Origin of the sequence: Pseudomonas ceruminis (assembly GCF_021602025.1) — a bacterium.
GTDB classification, from domain to species: domain Bacteria; phylum Pseudomonadota; class Gammaproteobacteria; order Pseudomonadales; family Pseudomonadaceae; genus Aquipseudomonas; species Aquipseudomonas ceruminis.
The window spans coordinates 49,016-70,325 of record NZ_BQHW01000002.1; the positions used below are offsets into that span (position 1 = coordinate 49,016).

A 21,310-nucleotide genomic window follows, 5' to 3' on the forward strand; every position below is an offset into this window, starting at 1 on the left:
ATTTCGCATCCCTGAACAGGAGTCCTGCTTTGGACAGTAGCCCCAGTCGCGTGCGACAGGCCCACTCGGCGAGCTAGTCCGGCAGTTTCCTGCCACTGTCTCGCCATTGGCTAGACAGTGGAACGCTCCAGCCCATGCGGCTGAACCTTCCTCTTCCCCTACCCTTCGTGGTCCTGCGCATTTCTGGTTATTCAACCACGCCAGCGGTTATGGCGTTCTGGCGGGCCTGTGCCCGCGCAAGAGGTTTGCTATGGATTGGAAAGTCTTTCTGCTGCGTGTCAGCATTGCCCTGCTGCTTGGCGCCCTGATCGGGGCCGAGCGCCAACTGCGCCAGCGCCTGACCGGGCTGCGCACCAATGCGCTGGTCAGCACCGGCGCCTGCCTGTTCGTGCTGATGACCCAAGCGGTGCCTGGCATGGCCCCTAACGATGCGTCGCGGGTGGCCGCCTATGTGGTCTCGGGCATTGGTTTTCTGGGCGGCGGCGTGATCATGCGCGATGGGTTCAATGTCAGGGGCCTGAACACCGCCGCCACGCTCTGGTGCACCGCGGCAGTTGGCGTGCTGTGCAGCCTGGGTTTGCTGCTGGAGGCCGCGCTGGGTAGCTTGGTGGTGCTCTGCGCCAATATCCTGCTGCGTGATATCGCCCAGCGTCTGGATCGCCAGGACGTGTTGCCGGCCAGCGAAGTCGAGCAACGTTTCGAGGTGCGCATCGTCTGCCGTGCCGAGGATGAAATCCAGGTGCGCAGCCTGATGCTGCACAGCCTGGGCGACCCCGAGCTGCGCCTGCAGTCATTGCACAGCGAGGACCTGCCCAACCCGGCGCGCCTGGAAGTGCGTGCTGAGCTGCTGGGCAACCCACAGGCGCCCGCGCAACTGGAGCGACTGGTCAGCCGGGTGAGCCTGGAAAAAGGCGTCAGCTCGGTGCGCTGGCAGTTGCAAGCACAAGTATTGGCAGCCGATTAAGGAGCGCGCGATGGTTATACGTACTACTCGTCCCGGTGATATTGCTCATCTGGCCGGTGTCGAACGGTCCGCCGCACAGGCATTTGCCCGGGTAGCCGACCTGGCATGGCTGGCCGATGGCGACGTGCTTGACTCAGCGGCGCACCGTGGGTTCATGCTGGCCGAATGCAGCTGGGTCGCCGAGGATGCCCAGGGGCAGGTGCTGGGCTTCCTCTGTGCCAGCATGGAGGTACACGCGCTACACGTTCATGAGCTTTCGGTGCGTCTGGAGGCCCAAGGGCAAGGGGTCGGCAGGCGGCTGTTGGATCACGCCGCCTACGTGGCGCGGCGTCGGGGCTTTGAGCAACTGACCCTGACCACATTCGCCGAGGTGCCGTGGAATGCGCCTTTTTATGCACGCTATGGGTTTGAACGTATTGAGGAGGAGCACCTGAGCCCCCGTTTGCGCAGCATTCTGGCCAGCGAGGCGGCTCATGGTCTGGCCGGCAGATGCGCCATGCGCTTGCGCGTGGAATAACCCTTTGTTTGCAGCGCTACCGCTCAGCGCTGCTTGCGCGTACCCAGCTCGATCCACACCGGTGCATGGTCGCTGGCCTTGGCTTCATTACGAACCCAGGCATCCACTCCGGCGGCCTTGAGGTAGGGCGCAAGCTCAGGGTTGAGCAACAGATGATCGATGCGCAGCCCGGCATTGCGTGCCCAGTGATTGCGAAAATAGTCCCAGAAGGTATAGACGCGCGCGTCAGGATGCAGATGGCGAATGGCGTCGGTCCAGCCCTGCTCCAACAAAGCCTGGTAACACTGACGCGATTCTGGTTGCAGCAATGCATCCTTTTGCCAAGAGCGAGGGTTATAGATGTCGAAGTCGGTAGGCACGACGTTGAAGTCACCCGCCAGCACCGTTGGATGACCGCTGCCCTGCAGGCTGCGCGCATGGGCGAGCAGGCGCTCGAACCAGCGCAGCTTGTAATCGAATTTAGGGCCCGGTTGCGGGTTGCCGTTGGGCAGGTACAGACAGCCTACCAGCAAGCCGTGAACTGCCGCTTCCAGATAACGGCTCTGGCTGTCGTCTTCCATGCCCGGCAGGCCTCGGCGCACTTCCAGGGGCTGGCTATCCCTGGCCAGGATGGCGACACCGTTCCACGCGGGCTGACCGTGGTGCAAGCAGCCATACCCGGCGGCTTCAATAGCCTCCCGAGGAAACTGCTGGTCGGCGGCTTTGAGTTCCTGCAGGCAGGCAATGTCGGGCTTTTCCCGGTCCAGCCAGGCCAGCAGTGCCGGCAGCCGGCTGCGGATGCCATTGATGTTGAAGGTGGCGATGCGCAGGGCTTTCATGCGTCCGGGTCATCCACGTGGGCCTGTACGGCGTCGGGCAATGCACCCAGTTGCGCCTCATCGGCGAGCGCCTTGAGCGCCACCCAGTCATCCCATTCGATCGCGCCGTCATTGAGCAGCGCCTCGGCGGTATGGACCAGCCCTTCGTAGTAGGCATCGGGCGACTCAAGCCGATAACTGTCATCGTCGTATTGGGCATACCAGGCCTCAAGCTCAGGAATACTGCGTTCGATGCTCATGGCGCTACTCCTTTGCAAACCTTTGAATGTGTGAGCCTGTGCGCTGCGCATCGTTCCACGTGATCGTGCGACGTACGCCCGGGTGCAAAAAAAATTAAACCTATGGCCGCAGAGCGGGCTCAACCGTAAGCGACAAACGAGGTCGCGCCACGGTAGCAAGGAGAGAGACATGAGCAATCTGTTGATCAAACGCGTGGGCTTGTCAATGGTGCTGGGCATGGCGTCCTGGCAAGTGATGGCCGCCACTTCCGATGACTTTGTCGATGCCGCCACCGAGGCAGGCATTGCCGAGGTCGTTACCGGCAACCTGGCACTGGAAAAGAGCCAGAACGCCGAAATCAAGACCTTCGCCCAGCAGATGGTGACCGACCATACCAAGGCTAACCAGAAGCTCGGCGACATTGCCCGCAAGCTGGATATCAAGGTGCCGGACGATGCAGCGCTGACCGACAAGGTCAAAAAGATGATCTTGCAATGGCGTGACGAGTCGTTCGACAAGTCGTATGTCAACAACCAGGTCGATGCCCATGAAAAGGCGGTGGAACTGTTCAAGAAGGAAGCGGCTTCGTCCGACAAACCCGAGCTGAAAGCTTTCGCCAGTGACACCTTGCCTACCCTGGAACACCATCTGGAACAGGCCAAGGCGCTTCAGGCCAAACACGGCAAATAATCGACCCATTGCACGAGGCTCTCATGACTAACGATGCACTGCGTAGCGAAATCCTCACCCGCCTGCTCCACGCTCATCCCCATGGGTTGGGCAAGGAAGTACTGGACAACTACCGCGGCGAAAAGGCGGTGGCAGGCATGCTCAAGACCTTGCAGGAACATGGCCTGATCCAGGACGGCAGTGTGGCGGTGGACGAGGAACACCAACTGAGCTTGAGCTACCCGATCAAATTGTCGGCAGCCGGCGTGGACGCCGCCAAGCAGGCGGACGGTGCACAGACAGACCGTTCACAGACGTAGGCGCACCCTAAGCGCAAACCAGGTAGCAGCGGGGTTGCCCGCTGCCGCCGGTATCGATGAAGAAGGCTACTTGTGCTTCTTCTCCTCATCCCTTGGCGCTATCGCTGGCCCTGTAGGGTCTACTTGCGGGTCGTCAAGGTCTGGTGAGTCCGGGTCAAAACCCAGCTCGTGGTTCTTGCTGGCTTTATCGGAGGAATGCGGGCCCTGCCCTTTTTCCGGCTGCTGGGTTGGCTTGGTCATGTAACAGTCTCCCTTGGGTGTCTTAGGAAGAGTGTGAATGCCGCTCGAAGTTTGATTTTATTTGCCGGCTGCCAACTGCTGCCGACAGTCCTTAAGTGCTTCATCCCGCTTGACCAGCTCACCCTGCAGAAACTGCAATTGCCTGCCCTGCTCCGCACAGATACCCCGTTTGTCTTCCAGGTGCTGCTCCTGCACCTGCAATTGCCGGCGCATTTCTTCGCTGGCGCCCTGTGCCTGCGCCAGGATCGTACGCAAACCCTGGATCTGCGCGTCCCGCTGCTCCAGCAACTCATCCAGCGCCTTGCGTTCGCTGCAGGCCTGTCGATGTTCACCGAGCAAGCGCTCGTTGTCGCGGTGCAGGCGGGTCAGTTCGTCCTGTTTGACGATCATGCCTTGCTGCAACTGGCGCAACTCCACCTGCAGCTGCTGCAGCTGGGCTTCATGCCGGCGCTGGTCTTGCTCGCGTTGTTCGCGGCTGGCGCTTCGGTAGTGCTCAAGGGCATCCCGGGCGTGGCGGTGCTTGTCTTCCAGCGAGCGCACCTGCTCGTCCTTGTCGGCCAGGCGCACCTGCAATTCCCCAAGTGATTGATTCAGGCTGGCGCTGCGCAGTTGTTCGGCCTGCAACGTGCTCTGGGTGGCTACCAGGCGCTCCGATTCGGCAGCGAGTGCTGCGGCCTGTATCTGCAGTTGCTGGTGTGCGGTGGCCAATGCTTGCTGGGCCAGGTGCAACTGCGCCTCGAGCTGTTCGCGCTGTTCGTTGAAAGCCGCTTGCGCCTGCTCGACGCGAGCATCCGCCTCCTCCTGAAGCTGGTCTGCCAACTGCCCCACCAGCTTGCCCAGCGTGTCGCTCAGTGCTGGGGCACCCTGCAGCGCAGCAGGCTTGTGCTCCTCAAGCTCCTTGAGGTAACGATGGATAGTGGTTTTGGAGCCGGTGTTGCCCAGTTCGATACGTACAGCATCGATGCTCGGGTACTCACCCCGAGCGATCAATACCTGCCGTGCCTGCTGCACTACCGCTTTGTTAATACCGCCCCGGGCCATGAATGCTCCTACGATTTCGTGTCATGGTACGTACCATGTATTTACATGGGAATTCTCACCCTGCTCGCACGGAAATTCAAGCACTTACTAAGGTTTAATAATCACGGCTTATCGCATGAGATAGCACGAATTCTGGGTGTGGGAGGTGGCTGCCGTAGGAGCAGTACACAAAGCACCCGGCCAGGGTGCGGCGGCGCAAAAAGGCGCAGGCAGGTGGGGATGGATTGAAGGGGGAGCAGGTCGGCGCCGGGGCGGCGCGACCTTATAGTGCGGGGCTAAAGCGGGCAGTGAATGGGTACCGCGTGGTACCCATTTACTGTTGAGGCTGTAAAGCGCCAGGCAGCGCGTAAGCGCATCAACCTTGGCTGTCGAGGCCCATTTGCCAGAAGTCGGCCTCCAACCGCGATGCCTGGCCAAAGATCGCGGCCAGCTCGATGAAGCGCTGCTCAGTCATGCTGCGCGCCGCCAGGTCATCGAGGTGCTTGCGCGCCGACGCCGCTACGTCCTGGTAGGCCTCACCGGCATACTCCCCGATCCATTCGCGGTAAGGATGGTCACTCAGGTCACCGATCCGCTCGGCCAGCACGCGCCCGATTTCGGCGTAGCCAATTACACACGGTGCCAAGGCTGCATGCAGCTCCAGCAGGTCGCCGGCGGCGCCGCAGTCGAGCACGTAGCGGGTGTAGGCCACCGTGGCCTGATGCTCCGGAGCGGCTGCGATATCGGCTTGCGACAGCCCCCAACGCGCGCAAAGCCGCAGGTGCAGTTCGGTCTCGTCGAGAATGGCTGCCAGGCCAGCCTGGGCGGCGCGGATATCTGCGGGGGTCCTGCTTTTATAGGCCGCCAGCGCCCAGGCACGGGCGAACTGGATCAGGAACAGGTAGTCCTGAACCAGGTAGGTGCGGAATGCCTCCTCGGCCAAGGTGCCCTCACCCATCTGCCGCACAAAATCGTGGTCGACATAGCGGGCCCACTGCGGCGCGGTTGCAGCTTTGAGACGCTCGAAAATATCCATGCTCAGGCTTCCTCATCGTAAATGGCGTCGAAAAAGGCAAGCTCCAGCGCCACGGTACGTGAGTAGAAGTCGCTGCTCAGTGCTGCCTCCTGTGGCCCTACCCGGTCCAGTTCGGCCTGCAGGAAGGCAACGAATTCGGCAAATGCCGGGTTGTCGTGCAGGGTGATCCACTCGGCGTAGACGAAGTTGGCCGGCAGTGGTTTCGGCGCCTTGCTGGCCCAGTCCAGGTACAGCCCTTCTGCCACGTTCAGCACCGCCAACGCGGCCGCATAGGACCGGGTAGCCGCCGCTTCGCGCATGATGGCCTTGAAGCCGGCAGTCGGCCCGCTGTCCACGGGCTCGTTACGTTGCGCGGGGCTGACGTCCAAGGCTTCGAACGCGCGCAGGAAATAGGTGTTTTCGTCGCTCGAGATCATGCCGGCGAAGCGACCGAAGCGCAACCGAGCCTCAAAGGTGTCGGCGGTGGCGATCGCCGCACCGAGCAAGGTCAGGAAGCTGTCGATGAAGCGATGGTCCTGAACCAGGTAGCGGATCATGAACGGGTCGGCCACGCTGCCGTTGCAGAGCTCGGTGACGAAGCGATGGCCCACGGCAGCCGACCAGGTCGGTTCGCTCTGACGGCGCAGGATTTGGGTGAAACGTTCGGTCATGGTGCTGTCCTCCATTGAGGTGACAGCGAGACCGTTCGAGTGGGGCATGGAGCGGCCTCGCAGTGAGGCCGGCAAAAAGGCAGGTCGGCAGTCCCATCCCTTCGCCGGCATGATCCGGATCAGGTTCGAAGGGTCACCGCGCTGCAGTTGCCAGCGGTTTCTCAGCCCGTTGCCGGGCTCCCCTTGGTGGAGTGCAGGTATACAGCAGATCGACGGCCGTTGCCACTGGCCTGATCGACGCCCACAAGGCTAAAGGCACATCGCCACTAGTCATTATGCTGTCATCTTATTGTCGTATTTTTCCGCCTTCACCCCGGGTCGGGAATACCAGCAGTGATCCGCCGTTCTCTCTCGTCTACAGGCCTGTTGCGCCTGTTGATCCTGATGCTCTGCGCAGCCACCCTGACCTTTCTCTGGGGGGTGCATTTCGCCCAGAAGGCCGCCGCGCGCCAGGACGCGCTGTCCGCCAAGGCCGTTGAGCACCTGAACCTGGCCAGCATCGTTGCCCAGAGCCTGCGCCAACTGGTAGACCGCGCACAGGCCGTCGGCCGGGTGACCCAGGAGGATATGAAGGTGCTGCACCAGGGTAACCTCAGCCTCGCCCGGCTGCTGGCCGAGGACCCAGTGTTCAAGCGCATGGGCCTTTATGACCGGCACGGCCGCCTGCTTTCGGCCAGCCACGGCGACGAAGCCCCCGTGCTGCCAGCCCCCTGGCTGCAGCAATTGAACGTGCACGTCGCCCGCTATGGTTTCAAAGCGTTCCTGCCGCGTGTGGCCCCGTCCGACACACCGAACTGGCGGCTGCCCTTCCTGCTGCCCTTGACCAGCCTGCCAAGCCGTGAAATCGACACCATCCTCCTCGTGCAACTCGACATCGGCTACCTGGCGGTACTGTTCCAGCATATCGACCTAGGCACCACCGGGCTGATACGCCTGGTGCAGGACGACGGCCAGGAGCGGCTGCGCATCGACACCCATGGCGTGATCGGGGCCGGCGACAGCTTCGAGCCAGGCGTGCCCGACGCAGGCGTCGAATCAGGGCAGCTCACGCAATATGCCTCTGGCGAGGCCTATCAGAGCCTGTACCGCCGTGTCGCCGAACGTGGCTTCAGCATTGTCGTCAGCCAACGCTACGATGAAATTCTGGCGGCCTCTGCCCTGGCCTACTCACGCCAGTTCTGGCTCAACCTGAGCATGACCTTGATGATCCTCGCCAGCCTGGCGTGGACGTTGCGGCTGCTGCGCAAGCGCCAGGAGGCGTTCAGCGCCCTGGAGCTTGCGCAGCAGGTCAATCAGCAACTGATCGGGCGCCTGGAGGACGAACACCGACGCAGCAGCCATGCCGCCGCCACCGATCACCTCAGCGGCTTGCACAACCGTCGTCAGTTCGTCGAGGTGGCGGGCACGGTGCTGACCCGGCAGCGCGGTAAACGCCGGCTGATGGCCATCTTGTTCATCGACATGGACCGCTTCAAGTCGATCAATGACTCGCTCGGGCACAAGATCGGCGATTTGCTGCTGCAGGCCGTGGCCGGGCGCATCCAGCGCCTGCTCGAGCCGGGCGACGAAGCCTCGCGCTTTGGTGGCGACGAATTCGTCGTGCTGCTGGCCGGCGAGCGCAGCGAAGAGCAAATCAATGCCTGGGTGCGCAACCTGGTGCAGAAGTTGTCGGCTACCTACGCGCTGGATGGCCAGGAGGTCAATACCAGCCCCAGTGTCGGCGTCAGCATCTGCCCGCGTGATGGCCAGGAAATCGACAGCCTGATCCGCTGCGCCGACGCGGCGATGTACTCGGCCAAGCAGGCCGGCCGTGCCCAGTATCGCTTCTTCGACCCGTCATTGAACCTTTCCGATATCCAGGCCTTTACCCTGGAGCAAGCCTTCGGCAACGCGTTGACCGAGCGCCAGTTCGTGCTGCATTACCAGCCGCAAATACGTTTGGATACCCAGCAGGTGCTGGGCTACGAAGCCTTGGTGCGCTGGGACCACCCGGAGTTCGGCCTGCTCTACCCTGACCGTTTCATCGACCTGGCCGAACGCAGCGGTTTTATCATCGACCTGGGCTGGGAAGTGTTGCGCCTGGCCTGCGAAGAGCTGGCTCGTTGGAGCGCGCAGGGCCGGGAGAGCCGCCTGGCGGTGAATGTTTCTGCCCTGCAACTGCGCCAGGTCGACTTCAGCAACCGCTTGCTGGCCGAGCTGCAGGCCCATGGCATCGCCCCGCAGCGCCTGGAACTTGAAATCACCGAAACCACGATCCTCGACCCGGAGGGTACCGCGGTCGACCATCTGCACCGCCTGCGCGCGGCGGGCCTGGGTATCAGCCTGGACGATTTTGGCCGTGGCTATGCCGGCTTCGCCCATTTGCAGGCGCTGCCGCTGAGCAAGCTCAAGATCGATCGATCGCTGATTGCGCCACTGTCCAACAGCCATGACGACAGCCCGATTGTGTCTTCAACCATCATCCTGGCCAAGCGCCTGGGCCTGGAGGTGGTGGCCGAAGGTGTCGAAACCCGCGAGCAAGTGGTGTGCCTGAAGCTTGCCGGCTGCGATGTCGCCCAGGGCTACCACTTCAGCCGGCCCTTGTCGGCCGCGCAATTGCGTGACTACCCGCCGTTCAATGGCGCGGAATTAAAGCCCTGTGTGCTGTGAGCAAAACGGGCGGCGTGAGCGAAGTCACCGGCCACAGGGCCGGGACAGACAAGCCAATAAGCATTATGGTGTGAGGATCAACCGCCACCCCACCGACCATGACCGACATCGAGCGCTACGTCCGCGCCGCCACCCGCGACAACACTCGGCGCAGTTACCAAGCGGCCATTGAGCATTTCGAGGCCCATTGGGGCGGCTTTCTGCCGGCCACGGCCGACAGCATTGCCCGCTATCTGGCCGACCATGCCGAACAGCACGCTGTCAGCACCCTGCGCCAGCGCTTGGCAGCCCTGAGCCAGTGGCACATCAGCCAGGGCTTCCCCGACCCGACCAAGGCCCCGTTGGTCCGCCAAGTACTGCGCGGCATCCGCACCTTGCACCCGACGCCCCCCAAACAGGCCGCGCCGCTGTTGCTGCAGCACCTGCAACGTGCGGCCGAATGCTTCGAGGAAGAGGCCCGACAGGCCCGTGAACACCACGACTTGCGGGCCTTGCGCCGCGCCCGGCGCGACGCCGCGCTGTTGCTGCTGGGGTTCTGGCGTGGCTTTCGCGGGGATGAACTGGCGCGCCTGCGCGTCGAGCATGTCCAGGCCGAAGCCGGTGTCGGCATCACCCTGTTCCTGCCGCGCAGCAAAGGTGACCGGGAAGCACTTGGCGTACAGCACCGCACCCCGGCGCTGAAGGCGCTGTGCCCGGTCACCGCCTACCTGCAATGGATCGAAGTGGCTGGTATTGCCCATGGCCCGGTTTTCCGAAAGCTCGACCGCTGGGGCAACCTGAGTGATACACCGCTCAACAGCAACAGCCTGGTTGGCCTGCTGCGGCGCATGCTGGAGCGTGCCGAAGTGCCCGCGGCACTGTACACCGGCCACTCCCTGCGCCGCGGCTTCGCCACCTGGGCGACGGCCAACGGCTGGGAGCTGAAGTCGCTGATGAGTTACGTCGGTTGGAAGGATGCCAAATCGGCGCTGCGCTACATTGATGCGGCGCAGCGCTTTGGCGAACTGGCCGTATTACCGGCCAGCCAGGGGCAGGCGCTTATTCCTTGAAAGCGTGACGCGCGATACCGCCCACCTCCGGGCGTATCGCATAGAGGTCGCCGGCGTCCGGGTAGTGGCGCAGTTCCGCGGGTGACATGCCGACCCGTGCGGTGGTGATGAACAGCGTGCCCAAGCCGTCGCCACCGAAGCAGCAACTGGTCGGGCGCGGTACCGGCATCACCACCTGGTCGGTCAAGTGCCCGTCGCGGTCATAGCGCAGCACACAGCTGCCATTGAACTGACACACCCACAGCCCACCTTCGCGATCCAGGGCAATACCGTCCGGGCGCCCCAGTTCGGCGGGCGTCTCAGCGAACAGTCTCACGTCCTCCAATCTGCCATCGGCCTGGTACTCGGCGCGGTAGATCGAACGGGCAACGGAGTCGACGAAGAATACGGTGTGCCCATCTTCCGACCAGGCAAGCCCATTGGGTAACGACATGCCGTCGTGAATCACTTCATCGTGCAGCTCGCCGTCGAAGCGGAACAGCGCGCCGGTCTTGCCGCTGGGCCCCTCGTCCATCAGGCCGGTGATGAACCGCCCTTGCGGATCGCAGGCCCCGTCATTGAATCGGTAGCTCGAGCGGTGGTGCACCGGTGCCGAGTACTGGCGCACCCGGCGTGGTTCTACATCAAGAATGGCTACGCTGGCATCTTCGGTGAAGATCAGGTTGCCCTGGTTGGTGAGCGCCAGGGCACCGATACGTGCGGCCGATTCGTATAGCATCTCCACTTCGCCGTCCGGCAGCAGCCGATGGATGCGTCCGCCCGTGATATCGACAAAGTACAGCGCGCCTGTGCGGGCATCCCAGACCGGGCTTTCGCCCAGGTCGGCGCGGGTGTTGGCGACCTTGATCGGCACGTAGTGACATTCCTTGATGCGGCTCCAGCGTTCGGCCACTTCGGCAAGGCTGGACGCCTCCACTCGAGCCAGGTCACGCGGGTAGCTGACCCCGCTGTTCTCGCTGAAGCGTGTGGCGGTGAACTGGCCATTGCTGGCCCGCAAGATATAGCCAGTGTCCCTGCACAGCGGGCTGGCCAGGTACAACACACCCGGCGTGACCCACTCGGGCTTGAGCTCTTCCGGAGGCTGGGTCACCCCCCACATCCGCGTCTTGGCCACCGGCGAGATCGCGTTGACCAGAATGCCGTGCTCCAGCCCTTCCATGCTCAGTGCGTTCATGATGCCAACCTGGGCCATCTTGCCCGCCGAATAGGCCACCAGGCCTGGCTGGGCATAGCGCTGGTACATGGCGCGGTCCGAGGTGGTCAGCACAATCCGGGGTGCTTCGGCCGCCTTGAGGTGCTTCCAGGCATGCTTGGCCAGCCACACCGGGGCGTGCACGCTGATGCCCAGCGCGCGCTCGAGGAACGCCTGCTCCTGGGTTTCGATGCCTTGGTAGTCGACCCAGCCGGCATTGTGGATCAGGATATCCAGCGCGCCGAACTGGGCGATGGCCAATTCTACCAACGCCCTGCATTCGTCTTCGTTTTCCAGGTGGCCAACGTGTGCGACCACGTCGAACCCCTTGGCTTTCATGGTTGCCAGGGCAACGCTGACGGCTGCCGGGTCCTGACCTTCCCCCGATCGGTCGGTGCCCAGGTCACTGATGACCACCCGCGCACCTCGCGCCGCCAGGGCCATGGCGTAATCCAGGCCAAGCCCTTGGGCGGCACCGGTGACGATGGCGACTTTGTCTTTGAATGGGTCTGTACTTGGCATTGTGGGCCCTTCCGATTCTCCTTTTTTTACGATAACAATAAAAAAATCAATGACTTAATATTAAAAGCATGCAACTTTGATATCTCCGGGATATCACGTCCGACCCATCCCCCGCCGATTTGCCTGCACCCATGCCGCGATCCCCTACAGCAGCCGTTTGCAGCAGAGGCTTTGTCGCCGCGATGCCACGCACTATGATGGCCGCCTTGCAGGGTCGGCCGCCGGAGAATGCCTTCCTGGCACCAGTTCGACTCGATGAAGGAACGTAGAATGATCGAGACACGTTTGCTCAGGCAGTTCATTGCCGTGGCCGAGGAGCTGCACTTTCACAAGGCAGCCATCCGTCTGCACATGGCACAGCCACCGTTGAGCCAGGCGATCAACCGACTGGAAGAGAAGCTGGGCTTCAGCCTATTCCTGCGCAACAAGCGCGGCGTCAAGCTCACCGCTGCGGGCATGGCGTTCCTGGAAACTGCCTATCGCACGCTCAAGGAGCTCGAGCAAGGTATCGAGTACGCCCGCAACGTCTCCGAAGGCATCTGCGGCAAACTGACCATCACGGCCATTTCCATCGCCTACTACGAATCCTTGCTCAATACCCTGAAGAAATTCCGCGAGATCTACCCGAACGTGCGGCTGACCATTCGCGAAATGCCCTCAGCCTCCCAGGCCAAGGCGTTGATGGCCGGTGAGGCCGACATCGGCTTCATGCGCAAGCTGCCCATGCCCCCCGACACCATCGAATCGCGGCTGCTGCTGAACGAGCAGATCGTCATGGCCCTGCCCGCCAGCCACGCCAAGGCGCACCAGCCGATGGTCGATTTGCGCGATTTTGCCGAAGAAGACTTCGTATTTACCCCGCAGGCGCTGGGCAGCGGCTACCACAGCCAGTTGATCGCGCTGTGCGAATCGGCGGGTTTCTACCCCAAGGTGGTGCAGGAGGCGGCGCAGATCCACACCCTGATCGGCCTGGTTGCCTGCGGCTTTGGTGTGGCGCTGGTGCCGGAGTCGATTGCCTACTCCACGCTGCGCGACCGGGTGCAGTTCCGCCCGATCCGGCCGATCAAGGACCAGCCGACGCCCACCATGGGCCTGTACATGAACTGGAACCTCCAGAACGCCTCCCCGGCACTGGGCAGTTTCATTTCCATGCTGGACCTGGGGGCCCCCCGGCGCTTTGCCGATACCATCCAGAACCCCGTGATCCTGGATGGCAGCGACCCACGCGAACTACACCGTTAAACCGTACTCGCGCAACCAGGCATCCAGCGCCAGCGCCGTCTCCAGGTTGTTGCGCCGCAGTTGCGAGTTGAAATACCCCTCGGGCTGGCGCAGTTCACCGGCCAGGCGACCACGGTCGATGACCTGGAACACCGGGCTGCCCACCGTGTTCAACAACTGCTGGGTACGCTCGCGCAAGAACCGCTCGTAGGCCAGGTTGGCCGAGGTCGGGTACGGGCTCTTGCGCCGCTGCAGCACCGCCGGCGGCAGGATATCGGCACACGCCTGCTTGAGCAGCCACTTCTCTTGGCCGTCCTTGCCCTTGATCGCCCACGGTACGTTGTAGACGTACTCCACCAGCGCATGGTCGGTGAACGGCACTCGCACCTCAAGACTGGCCGCCATACTCAGGCGGTCCTTGCGGTCGAGCAGGATTGGCAGCCAGCGCTGCAAGTGCATGTGGCAGATCTCGCGCATGCGCCGCTCTTGCGGGCTATCGCCCGGCAAGTGCTCGACGCTGTCCAACGCCTGGTGGTAGCAACTGTCCTGATAATTGGCAAAGTCGCACAGGCGGTTGAACTCTGGATTGATCAGCTCCGGCTGCAGCAACTGCATGCGCGACAGCCACGGGAAGCGTTGCGCCGCCACCGCGTGTGGGTCACGGAACCAGGCATAACCGCCAAACACCTCATCTGCCGCCTCTCCGGAGATCGCCACGGTCGAGTGCGCACGGATCGCCTTGAACAGCAGGTACAACGAGGTGTCGACGTCGCCAAAGGTCGCTGCCGAGTCGTTGGCCCGGTACACCGCCATCCGTGCAGGGTCTGCCACCAGTTCGCGGTTGTCGATGAGAATGGTCTGGTGGTGGCTGCCAATGTACTCGGCAGCCGCCAGCGCGTAAGGCTGGTCGCGCTCGGGGCGGAACTCGTCGCTCTGAAACTGCTCGGCCTGGCCGACGAAGTCTACCGAGAACGAATTGACTCTGCCGCCCTGCTCGGTCTGCACACGTTGTTGCGCCATGGCCGTGAGGATGGTCGAGTCCAGGCCGCCCGAGAGCAGCGAGCACACAGGTACATCAGCGTACAGCTGCTCGCCAAGGGCATTGCCGAGCAGCTCACGGGTACGCGCGACGGTGCTTGGCAGGTCGTCCTCATGCTCACGCCGCTGCAACTGCCAGTAGCGGCTGATCTTAAGCCGCCCGTTGGGTCGCCATGACAGACAGTGCCCGGGCGGCAGTTCGTCGACCCCTCGCAGGGCCGTGCGCGCGGTGCCGCGCGACAGGCTCAGGGCATCGACCAGACCGACAACATCCAGTGCCCGGCTGTATTCCGGATGGGCCAGCACCGCCTTGATCTCGGAGCCGAACAGCAGCCCCTGCTGGTGGCGTGCGTAGTACAGCGGCTTGACCCCAAGCCGGTCACGCACCAGCAGAAAGTGGCCGTCGCGCGCGTCAAAGACGGCGAAGGCGAACATCCCGCTCAGGTATTGGCAGCACTGCTCGCCCCATTCCAGGTAGGCGTGCAGCACCACCTCGGTATCGCTGCGGGTATGGAACTGGTGGCCCGCCTGGCGCAGGCGCTCACGCAGTTCGTTATGGTTGTAGACCTCGCCGGTGTAGATCAGCGCCACCTCCTGGCCGTTGCTGCAGCGATAGATCATCGGCTGAACGCCGCCGCTGAGGTCGATGATCGCCAGCCGGCGGTGGCCCAACAATGCATGGCGGTGCTGCCAAGTGCCGCTGGCATCCGGCCCGCGCAGGGCCAGCGTATCGGTCATGGCGCCAAGGGCCTGGCCGGCCTGGGCCAGGTCACGGGTGTAGTCCACCCAGCCTGTGATTCCACACATAGTGTGCTCCTTACACCTGAAGACGACGGGTCGGCAGCAGGCCGATCACCGCCTGAAGACGTTTGGCGATATCCAGCAGCTGCCGTTCGCTGTCGCGCCGACCCATGACCTGCACGGCCAGCGGGGCCTTGCCATCGGCACTCAGGCAAATGGGCACGGTGATGGCCGGCAGGCCGCTGAAGCTGGCCAGCGGGGTGAAGCTGATCTTCTGCTCATAGCCCTCATCAGCCGGCGACGGGATAGTCGAATCACCCGGCTGCGGATTGCGCCGGTCGAACGGGCGGTTGGGGTCCATCGGGAATACCACGAAATCCACCTGGGCTGCGTCGAACCACGCATCGATACCGGCGCGTACGCTGTCCATGCGCTGGTGAATGCGCTGATAGTCGCTGTCGCTCACGCCCTCGCCCACCTTGAGCGCACTGAGCGTCGACCAGTGCAGTTCGCAATCGAACCGGCGCGCCCAGGCGGCGCAAGCCAACCAGGCATCCCGTGCGCACAACTGCCAGGCATCGCCACGGCAGGCCCAGAGCTCAGGCATAGCGACTTCACGGGCGGGCATGCCCAGGTCTGCCAGGGCACTGCAGGCCTGGCCAAGCATGGCCAGCATCGCCTGGCTGGTCAGCGAAGGGTCCAGTGCGTGTTCAAGTACACCGACCCGGTAGCGGTCTTTGAGCGGTTGCTGCTGGCCCAGCAAGGGCTCCAGGCCCAGCAGCGGGAACAGCAGGTCGAGATCGTCGGCGCTGCGGGTGACCCAGCCCAGGGCATCCATGCGCGGCGACAACGGGAACACTCCGGCCAAGCTCGTAGCCTTCTGGGTCATGCGCAAGCCGACCATGCCGCAGTGCGATGCCGGCCAGCGAACCGACCCCAGCACATCGGTGCCCAGGGAGATATCACACAGCCCGGCAGCCACCGACACCGCCGACCCGGTGCTGGAGCCGGACGGGTCGATGGTTGGGTAATGCGGGTTGCGGCAGCCTGCGCCAAAGGCGATGTTCAGTTCGGTGGTGGCCACCTTGCTGGTCAAGGCAATGCGCGGGTCGAGAAAGGTCAGTGCGTCGGCGCTTCGCTGCGGGTAGTGGCGGTAGCTGCGCAGGCCCAGGCGGGTCGGCAGGCCGGCGACGTCGACGGTGTCTTTGACACCTAGGCGATACCACGGCGCCTCGGCCGTGCGAGTGCTGGTCAGGCAACGGTAATGGCTGTCGGCATGCACGTGCCAGGGGGCGTACTCCGCCGCCCACTCGGCTGCCAGCGCGGGGTTGCGCTGCAGCAGTTCATGGCGTTTGCGCAGACTGAGCCCAAGGTACTCGGGCTGCACGCGGCCGCTGCTGGCATCAGGGCCGCAGTTGGAGAGGTAGTGGGCAATGGTGTCCTGCGTGTTAGCGTGGGTCATGGGTGTATTCCTTGACAGAAATGTTGGCCGCCCAAGGCTGGGGCTTGCCGGTGGCAGATAAAGGCAGGTCGGTGACATGGCGTACTGCGACGGGGCGCGGATGGCCTGGCGGCAGCGCCCTGAAGGCGTCCAGCACCGCTCGCTCCGTCAGTGTCGCGCCGCTGAACAGCACCTCGAACGCTTCGCCGCGCAGCGCATCGCGCACCGCCACGCAGGCCAGCGCCGGGCAATCGAGGCGCTGACCGAGTTCACTGGCCAGGCGTGCCAGGTCCAGGCGCACGCCATTGACCTTGATCAGGCTGCTGGACCGGCCCAGCCACTCGAACCGCCGGCTATCCAGCGCCAGCACTTGGTCATCGCAGCGGTGCGTGGCCGCAGGTAACGCCTGGCCAGGCTCACGGGCGATGCGCGGGCTGGCCACTTCAAGGCCGCACACTTGACCTACAGCGCTGAGCAGGGTGACGTCATCGAGCAGTGTCCAGGCCTGCTCGGCAGTGCTCTGTCCATCCAGTTCGCGGTAGGCCAGTGCGCCGGTCTCGGTAGAGCCGAGCAACTCGACGAACCGTACCTGTGGCCCCGCATGCTGCTGCACGGTGGCCAGCGCGCCCGGAGGCAGCAACGAGGCGCTGTGCAGCACCAGCACCGAACGCCGGGCCGCCAGCCTCGCCAGCAGCGCCGGCAGCACGCGCCAGGTGCTGGCGATGGCGAGGATCACGCACGGCCCGTCTCCATCGAGTACGGGCAGGCGCTGTTGCTCCAGCGAACAGGCCTGCAGCTGGGCGTTCATCACCCTGGCCCCGACTTCGCCCAGGATCATGCCGTAGCTATGGCTGGTGGGCGCGAACGAAAAAATCTCTCGCGCCCCAGGCGCCCAGCGGCCCAGAATCAAGGCCGCCTCGCGCTCCATCTGCGCCCTGCTGCGCAACCATTGCCGGGGCATGCCTGTGGAACCTGAGGTGGTAAACAGATGCTCGGCGTTCACTCGGCGGCCTGCAGGGTCAGTTGGTCTTCCAGTTTCTGCGCGACGAACTGCTCCATCTTTTCCAAGGTTTCAAACCAGAAACGCACGTCGTCGCTGAGGTAATCCACCTCGATGTCGAAACACCCCTCAATGGCGGTGATCACTTCCACGGCCATCAGGCTGTCGAAGCGCTCGCCGAGAAACTCCCGGAAGCTGTCACGTCTGTCGATGGTGTCGACCTCCTCGCCAAGCAGTTGGCCGAGGGTCTGACGAATACGCTGTTCAATACTGAGGTCGTTCACGAGCCGGTCTTTCCTTGTTGTTGGGCTGCGTTGATCAATTCCGCACCTGCGCTGAAAAACACATGCTCAGGCAGGATCGGGTCGAAATGCAGGTAAATGAATGCGTTCGGGTAAGGCGTGCGCAGGCACTGGTGCAGCCCCTCGGCCAGCGCCTGATGGGCCAGGTTGTCGCGCGCCGCCGAGAGGGTGATACGCACATGGAACTGCGCCGGTGCGCCGTTGCGGTCGGCAATGGGCATTGGCATGCCGGCGCTGAATACACTGGCTTCGGACAAGGTGTCGAAAAACACCAGGCAATGGGCCGTTTCGGCACCCAGCTGTTTGAGCTGGCGGGTGAAGGCCAAGGCCAGGCGCTTGCGTTGCAGGGGTTGCAGCGGCGCGCAGGAAACCGTGATGGTGGGCATGCTGGTTCCTCACGATAGCTGCAAGCTGGGCAGCCGCTGACGGCGGCCAGCGCTAACGTCTTCCAGCAGGCGGCCCAAGCAGATTGACAGTGCATCCACCCCCTGCAGGAACAACGGCGACCAGGCGTGGCCTGCTTCGCCGCGCACCTTGTCGAGGAAGAACCGCAGGTGCGGCAGGTCCAGCGGCAGGCCAAGGTCGGCCGCCAGTGCGATGGCCTGGTAAGTGCTGAGCAAGTCGGGAATACGTTGCCCCTGGTTGGCGAAGCCGCCCTGGCGGACTTTGTGCGCGGCCAGCAGCTCGGCAGTGGCCTGGTCGACCGGGTGGCCGATGTAGGCCAGGCAGCTCAAGGCTTGTAGCCCGGCACGCAAGGAAGTTTCGCCACGGGGGAACGAGGCGTAGCCCTGTGCCTGGCGGCAACTGGCCACGTAACGCTCGATGCCTGCCAGGTCCACTGCGCAGTCATCGTTCAGCTGACGCAAAATCGACACCGCTGACGCTGTGGAGACCATGTCCGAGCCACGCCCTTCCCAGAAGCCGAAGCCACCGTCGGGGTTTTGCAGCGAAGCCAGCCAGTGGCCGATCGCCTTGCGTGGCCCAGGTTGGCCGCAGAAGGCACCGGCCGCCAGGCCCCAATTGGTGCAGCGCACCTCGGCGCCGCGGCCAGGCATGTACATGATCCCCGGCTCGTTGGGCATTTGACAGCCCTCGATCCAGCGCAAGGCTGCATCGCATTGCGCCGCAGGCAAGCGCCCGCCCAGCACTGCCGCGGCGCTGCAGAGCACGTCCGCCGCAGAATCGGCTTGGCGATAGGTATAGCCGCCCTGCGGCATCGCCAAGGTAGCGATGAACGCAGCCACTGGGTCAGCCAGGTGAGCCACTGGCTCCCCGAGCGCCTTCAGCGACCCCACCGCGCAGAACGCTGCCCATACATCTTCACCGTCATAACCGGCCCAGCGCACGAAGGCGCCGGTAGGGCCACGCAGGCCGTCAATCCATGCAGCGCACTGCTGGCGGCCCAGGGGTTGCGCCTGCAATGCCGCAAGGCTGGCCGTCGCCCGATAGGTCGCCCACAGGCACGGCACATCGGCCGCTTCGCTGAAGCGAAAGCCCCCGCAGTCCATCTGCTGCGCCTGCAACCAGCCGATCAGCCGCGGCAGATCCCATTGCGGAGCCGGCAAGCCTTGACGCGTCAAGGCCCGTGCGGCCATCACGCCATAGAAGCAGGCCCGGGTATCGGCCAGGTCGCGCCGAGCGAAGTCGGCCGACCAGCTCAGGCCGCCGTTGGCGCACTGCAAGCCTTCGAGCCAGGCATACAGCGGCTGCGCATCCTGCACCTGGCCCTGGCAGACCTCGATCAATGTGCGCAGCGCATAGTGGCTGGCCCACACATCGGCGGTCTGCCCGGGGCACATGGCATAAGCCTCGCCGTCGAACAACGTATGGATCCAGGCCGCAGTCTGGTCGCAGCCCTCCACCTCAATGCCCAGGTCATTGAGCGTCTCGGTGCAGTAGAAGGTGGCCCACGCATCTGATGGCATGCCCTTGCTCCAGGCAAAGCCACCGTCGCGGTTACGCCGAGACTGGATATAGCGGTGCAGCACCGGCGCATCGACCTGATCCAGACGCTCGACCCAGGCCAGGGTGCGAATCGCGGCATAGGTGCACCACAAATCCGGTTGACCATTGCCCAGGCCGTCGCCCTGGGGGAAACGCGGCGGCCTCATTGCTGGCCTCCGACAAAACGCAGGTTGGTCTTCTTCCAGCTTTTTTGCGATGCCCCGCTCTTGTTCAGCGCCGACAAGTTGTTCACGAACAACACGCGGCTCCAGCGCAGCCCCATCTGCTGTTCGGAACGCTCCAGCAAGCGGGCCTGCAGCTGTGCTTCCTGGCTGTTGTCCCACCCCACGTCACGCTCGAGAATCAGTGCAGCGCTGTCATGCTCGCGGTCCACTTCGATCACATAACCGGTGGCGTCGCAGGTGCCGTACACCACCTCCTCCACCGCACGGATTTCAAGGCCTACCCCGGCCACGACAATGCTGTCGCTGTCGCGGCCGTTGATCAGCAGGCTTGGGCTGGCACGGCCCGGTTCCCAAGGCGCCGTGATGGTGACGCTATCGCCGGTGTCCAGGCGCAGCAACGGCCGCGCATACAGGTTCAACGGCGTGACGACCAGGCGGCCGGTCAGCCCTTGGGCCGGGGTAACAAGCCGGCCATCGGGCAGCATCAGTTCGAAATAGTTGGTGGCGGTGGCCAGGCGCATCTGCAGGTCACCTCCTACTGCCGCCAAGGTGCCGGTTTCGGTGCTGCCGTAACTGGCATCGAACACATCGCACTGCCACCAACGGGCCAGGCGCTCACGGAACGGCTGGGTGTTGACCTCGCCAAGCAACATGATCGAACGCACTGATTCGGCAAAGGCCTGCAACAACTCGCGTTGCTTGAGGTAGCGGGTCAATTGCACCAGCACCCCAGGGGCGATGAACAGCACCGTCGGCCGGTAGGTATCAAAGGTCTTGCAGACCCGCTCCCAGTCGGTGATGCCCGTGGTGAACGGGTAGAGCCGTACATGGGAAACGTCCAGGTACTCGCAGACATTGGCAATCAGGTCACCCACCGGAACGATGTCCGAAGGCATCAGGTTGGCCACCCGGGCGCCTGGGCGCAGCACCGCGCGCCAGTGGCTGGCGACACTGACCGCGTTCCAAATGATGTCCTCTTTCAAGCGCGGGGTGGGCGTTGGCTCGCCGGTAGTGCCAGTGGTGGCGTAGTACTTGGCGGCGTCGCCAAGTTCAACTGCGCAGAACTTCAGCGGGTGGCTTTTAAGCAATGCCTTGGCCGTTGGCGGCAATTGCTGGAAGGCCGTGAAACTGTAGTCGCCAATATCTGCGTACTGGGCGCTGCCTTTTGCCCGCGCCCATACAGCTTGCAACTTGCGGTCATAAAAAGCGGCGTCGGGGATATGCCCCACGTGCAGCTGAAGCTCGCGTTCTGCGTCTTTCAGCACGCCGTAATCCTGGTCGCTGTGAACTAACATCGACTCGCCCTCTCGAATAAGCAGCGCAGAGAATTGGCGAGCGACCGGCCCAAGTAAAATATTAAATTGAAACCTGCGGTGATAGTCGCTAAGTATTAATCAGCATTTTGTGCCCGAAAATTCTGATTTATGAGTAGGCATTAACTGACAACAAGCAGGATTTGCCCCCTGTTTCTGGTCAGATATCAGACAAAGATATTTATTGTATTTCCCAAGGTGTGTCCGCCCTGCGCACTATCGCCGCCACCTGCTTCTCGGGCAGATCGAGCGATGACCCT

The 21,310-nt window shown here is 63.3% G+C and carries 21 protein-coding genes, 1 pseudogene and 1 riboswitch; of the genes and pseudogenes, 7 read left to right on the plus strand and 15 right to left on the minus strand.

Going from position 1 to position 21,310, the window contains the following annotated elements:
• The first annotated feature begins 250 nt into the window (after positions 1–250).
• Both L6D80_RS02525 and L6D80_RS02530 read left to right on the plus strand, forming a co-directional pair.
• Positions 251–964 (plus strand): MgtC/SapB family protein, encoded by a 714-nt coding sequence (locus L6D80_RS02525; RefSeq protein ID WP_054902549.1) that lies wholly within the window; start codon positions 251–253, stop codon positions 962–964.
• 10 nt (positions 965–974) lie between these two features.
• A complete protein-coding gene (locus L6D80_RS02530) occupies positions 975–1,481 on the plus strand; it encodes a GNAT family N-acetyltransferase (protein WP_176513939.1) in 507 nt (168 codons plus the stop codon).
• 23 nt (positions 1,482–1,504) lie between these two features.
• On the opposite strand, the gene xth is transcribed toward L6D80_RS02530, so the two are convergent.
• Both xth and L6D80_RS02540 read right to left on the minus strand, forming a co-directional pair.
• A complete protein-coding gene (gene xth, locus L6D80_RS02535) occupies positions 1,505–2,299 on the minus strand; it encodes an exodeoxyribonuclease III (RefSeq protein WP_054902551.1) in 795 nt (264 codons plus the stop codon).
• On the minus strand, positions 2,296–2,538 hold the full coding sequence (locus L6D80_RS02540; protein WP_054902552.1) for a hypothetical protein: 243 nt from the start codon (positions 2,536–2,538) through the stop codon (positions 2,296–2,298). The genes xth and L6D80_RS02540 overlap by 4 nt, the downstream gene beginning before the upstream one ends.
• A 169-nt stretch (positions 2,539–2,707) precedes the next feature.
• On the opposite strand from L6D80_RS02540, the gene L6D80_RS02545 reads away from it, so the two are divergent.
• Both L6D80_RS02545 and L6D80_RS02550 read left to right on the plus strand, forming a co-directional pair.
• Positions 2,708–3,208 (plus strand): DUF4142 domain-containing protein, encoded by a 501-nt coding sequence (locus L6D80_RS02545; RefSeq protein ID WP_054902553.1) that lies wholly within the window; start codon positions 2,708–2,710, stop codon positions 3,206–3,208.
• Between the two features lie 23 nt (positions 3,209–3,231).
• A complete protein-coding gene (locus L6D80_RS02550) occupies positions 3,232–3,507 on the plus strand; it encodes a hypothetical protein (protein ID WP_054902554.1) in 276 nt (91 codons plus the stop codon).
• A 66-nt stretch (positions 3,508–3,573) separates the two neighbouring features.
• On the opposite strand, the gene L6D80_RS02555 is transcribed toward L6D80_RS02550, so the two are convergent.
• The 4 genes from L6D80_RS02555 to L6D80_RS02570 all read right to left on the minus strand — a co-directional run bounded on the left by L6D80_RS02555 (position 3,574) and on the right by L6D80_RS02570 (position 6,453).
• Complete coding sequence (locus L6D80_RS02555) at positions 3,574–3,747, minus strand: DUF6021 family protein (protein WP_176513941.1); 174 nt, start codon at positions 3,745–3,747, stop codon at positions 3,574–3,576.
• Between the two features lie 57 nt (positions 3,748–3,804).
• Complete coding sequence (locus tag L6D80_RS02560; protein ID WP_054902555.1) at positions 3,805–4,788, minus strand: DNA-binding protein; 984 nt, start codon at positions 4,786–4,788, stop codon at positions 3,805–3,807.
• Positions 4,789–5,143: 355 nt separating this feature from the next.
• Positions 5,144–5,809 carry a thiaminase II gene (tenA, locus tag L6D80_RS02565; protein WP_082422843.1) on the minus strand — a complete coding sequence of 222 codons (666 nt, stop codon included), beginning with the start codon at positions 5,807–5,809 and terminating at the stop codon, positions 5,144–5,146.
• Positions 5,806–6,453, minus strand: a complete 648-nt coding sequence (locus L6D80_RS02570) for a TenA family protein (protein WP_176513943.1) — start codon at positions 6,451–6,453, stop codon at positions 5,806–5,808. Before L6D80_RS02570 ends, tenA begins: the two co-directional genes overlap by 4 nt.
• A gap of 79 nt (positions 6,454–6,532) precedes the next feature.
• Positions 6,533–6,647: riboswitch (TPP riboswitch) on the minus strand.
• Between the two features lie 139 nt (positions 6,648–6,786).
• On the opposite strand from L6D80_RS02570, the gene L6D80_RS02575 reads away from it, so the two are divergent.
• On the plus strand, positions 6,787–9,102 hold the full coding sequence (locus L6D80_RS02575; protein ID WP_176513945.1) for a putative bifunctional diguanylate cyclase/phosphodiesterase: 2,316 nt from the start codon (positions 6,787–6,789) through the stop codon (positions 9,100–9,102).
• 98 nt (positions 9,103–9,200) lie between these two features.
• A complete protein-coding gene (locus L6D80_RS02580) occupies positions 9,201–10,151 on the plus strand; it encodes a site-specific integrase (RefSeq protein ID WP_176513947.1) in 951 nt (316 codons plus the stop codon).
• On the opposite strand, the gene L6D80_RS02585 is transcribed toward L6D80_RS02580, so the two are convergent.
• Both L6D80_RS02585 and L6D80_RS02590 read right to left on the minus strand, forming a co-directional pair.
• A complete protein-coding gene (locus tag L6D80_RS02585) occupies positions 10,141–11,250 on the minus strand; it encodes an SMP-30/gluconolactonase/LRE family protein (protein ID WP_371263314.1) in 1,110 nt (369 codons plus the stop codon). The genes L6D80_RS02580 and L6D80_RS02585 overlap by 11 nt on opposite strands.
• Positions 11,230–11,865 (minus strand): annotated as a pseudogene (locus L6D80_RS02590) (SDR family NAD(P)-dependent oxidoreductase); the annotation flags it as partial. The pseudogene L6D80_RS02590 and the gene L6D80_RS02585, both read right to left, overlap by 21 nt.
• Before the next feature lie 270 nt (positions 11,866–12,135).
• Here L6D80_RS02590 and L6D80_RS02595 point away from each other — a divergent pair.
• Positions 12,136–13,107 carry a LysR family transcriptional regulator gene (locus tag L6D80_RS02595; RefSeq protein ID WP_176513949.1) on the plus strand — a complete coding sequence of 324 codons (972 nt, stop codon included), beginning with the start codon at positions 12,136–12,138 and terminating at the stop codon, positions 13,105–13,107.
• Here the strand turns inward: L6D80_RS02595 and asnB are convergent.
• Genes asnB through L6D80_RS02630 form a run of 7 tightly spaced genes read right to left on the minus strand, consistent with a single transcriptional unit; the run spans position 13,096 to position 21,032 of the window.
• Positions 13,096–14,931 (minus strand): asparagine synthase (glutamine-hydrolyzing), encoded by a 1,836-nt coding sequence (gene asnB / locus L6D80_RS02600; protein WP_176513950.1) that lies wholly within the window; start codon positions 14,929–14,931, stop codon positions 13,096–13,098. The genes L6D80_RS02595 and asnB overlap by 12 nt on opposite strands.
• Positions 14,932–14,941: 10 nt before the next feature.
• The gene (locus L6D80_RS02605) at positions 14,942–16,327 is read right to left on the minus strand and encodes an amidase family protein (RefSeq protein ID WP_054902563.1); all 1,386 of its coding nucleotides are present in this window, start codon (positions 16,325–16,327) and stop codon (positions 14,942–14,944) included.
• Positions 16,314–17,267 (minus strand): class I adenylate-forming enzyme family protein, encoded by a 954-nt coding sequence (locus tag L6D80_RS02610; protein WP_220462621.1) that lies wholly within the window; start codon positions 17,265–17,267, stop codon positions 16,314–16,316. Before L6D80_RS02610 ends, L6D80_RS02605 begins: the two co-directional genes overlap by 14 nt.
• A 38-nt stretch (positions 17,268–17,305) precedes the next feature.
• Positions 17,306–17,590, minus strand: coding sequence for an acyl carrier protein (locus tag L6D80_RS02615; protein ID WP_176513954.1), 285 nt, complete (start codon positions 17,588–17,590; stop codon positions 17,306–17,308).
• A complete protein-coding gene (locus L6D80_RS02620; RefSeq protein WP_176513956.1) occupies positions 17,587–17,994 on the minus strand; it encodes a hypothetical protein in 408 nt (135 codons plus the stop codon). The genes L6D80_RS02615 and L6D80_RS02620 overlap by 4 nt, the downstream gene beginning before the upstream one ends.
• Before the next feature lie 9 nt (positions 17,995–18,003).
• Entirely contained in the window at positions 18,004–19,719 is a 1,716-nt protein-coding gene (locus L6D80_RS02625; RefSeq protein WP_176513957.1) for a prenyltransferase/squalene oxidase repeat-containing protein, read from the minus strand.
• A complete protein-coding gene (locus L6D80_RS02630; RefSeq protein WP_176513959.1) occupies positions 19,716–21,032 on the minus strand; it encodes an AMP-binding protein in 1,317 nt (438 codons plus the stop codon). Before L6D80_RS02630 ends, L6D80_RS02625 begins: the two co-directional genes overlap by 4 nt.
• Between the last annotated feature and the right edge of the window lie 278 nt (positions 21,033–21,310).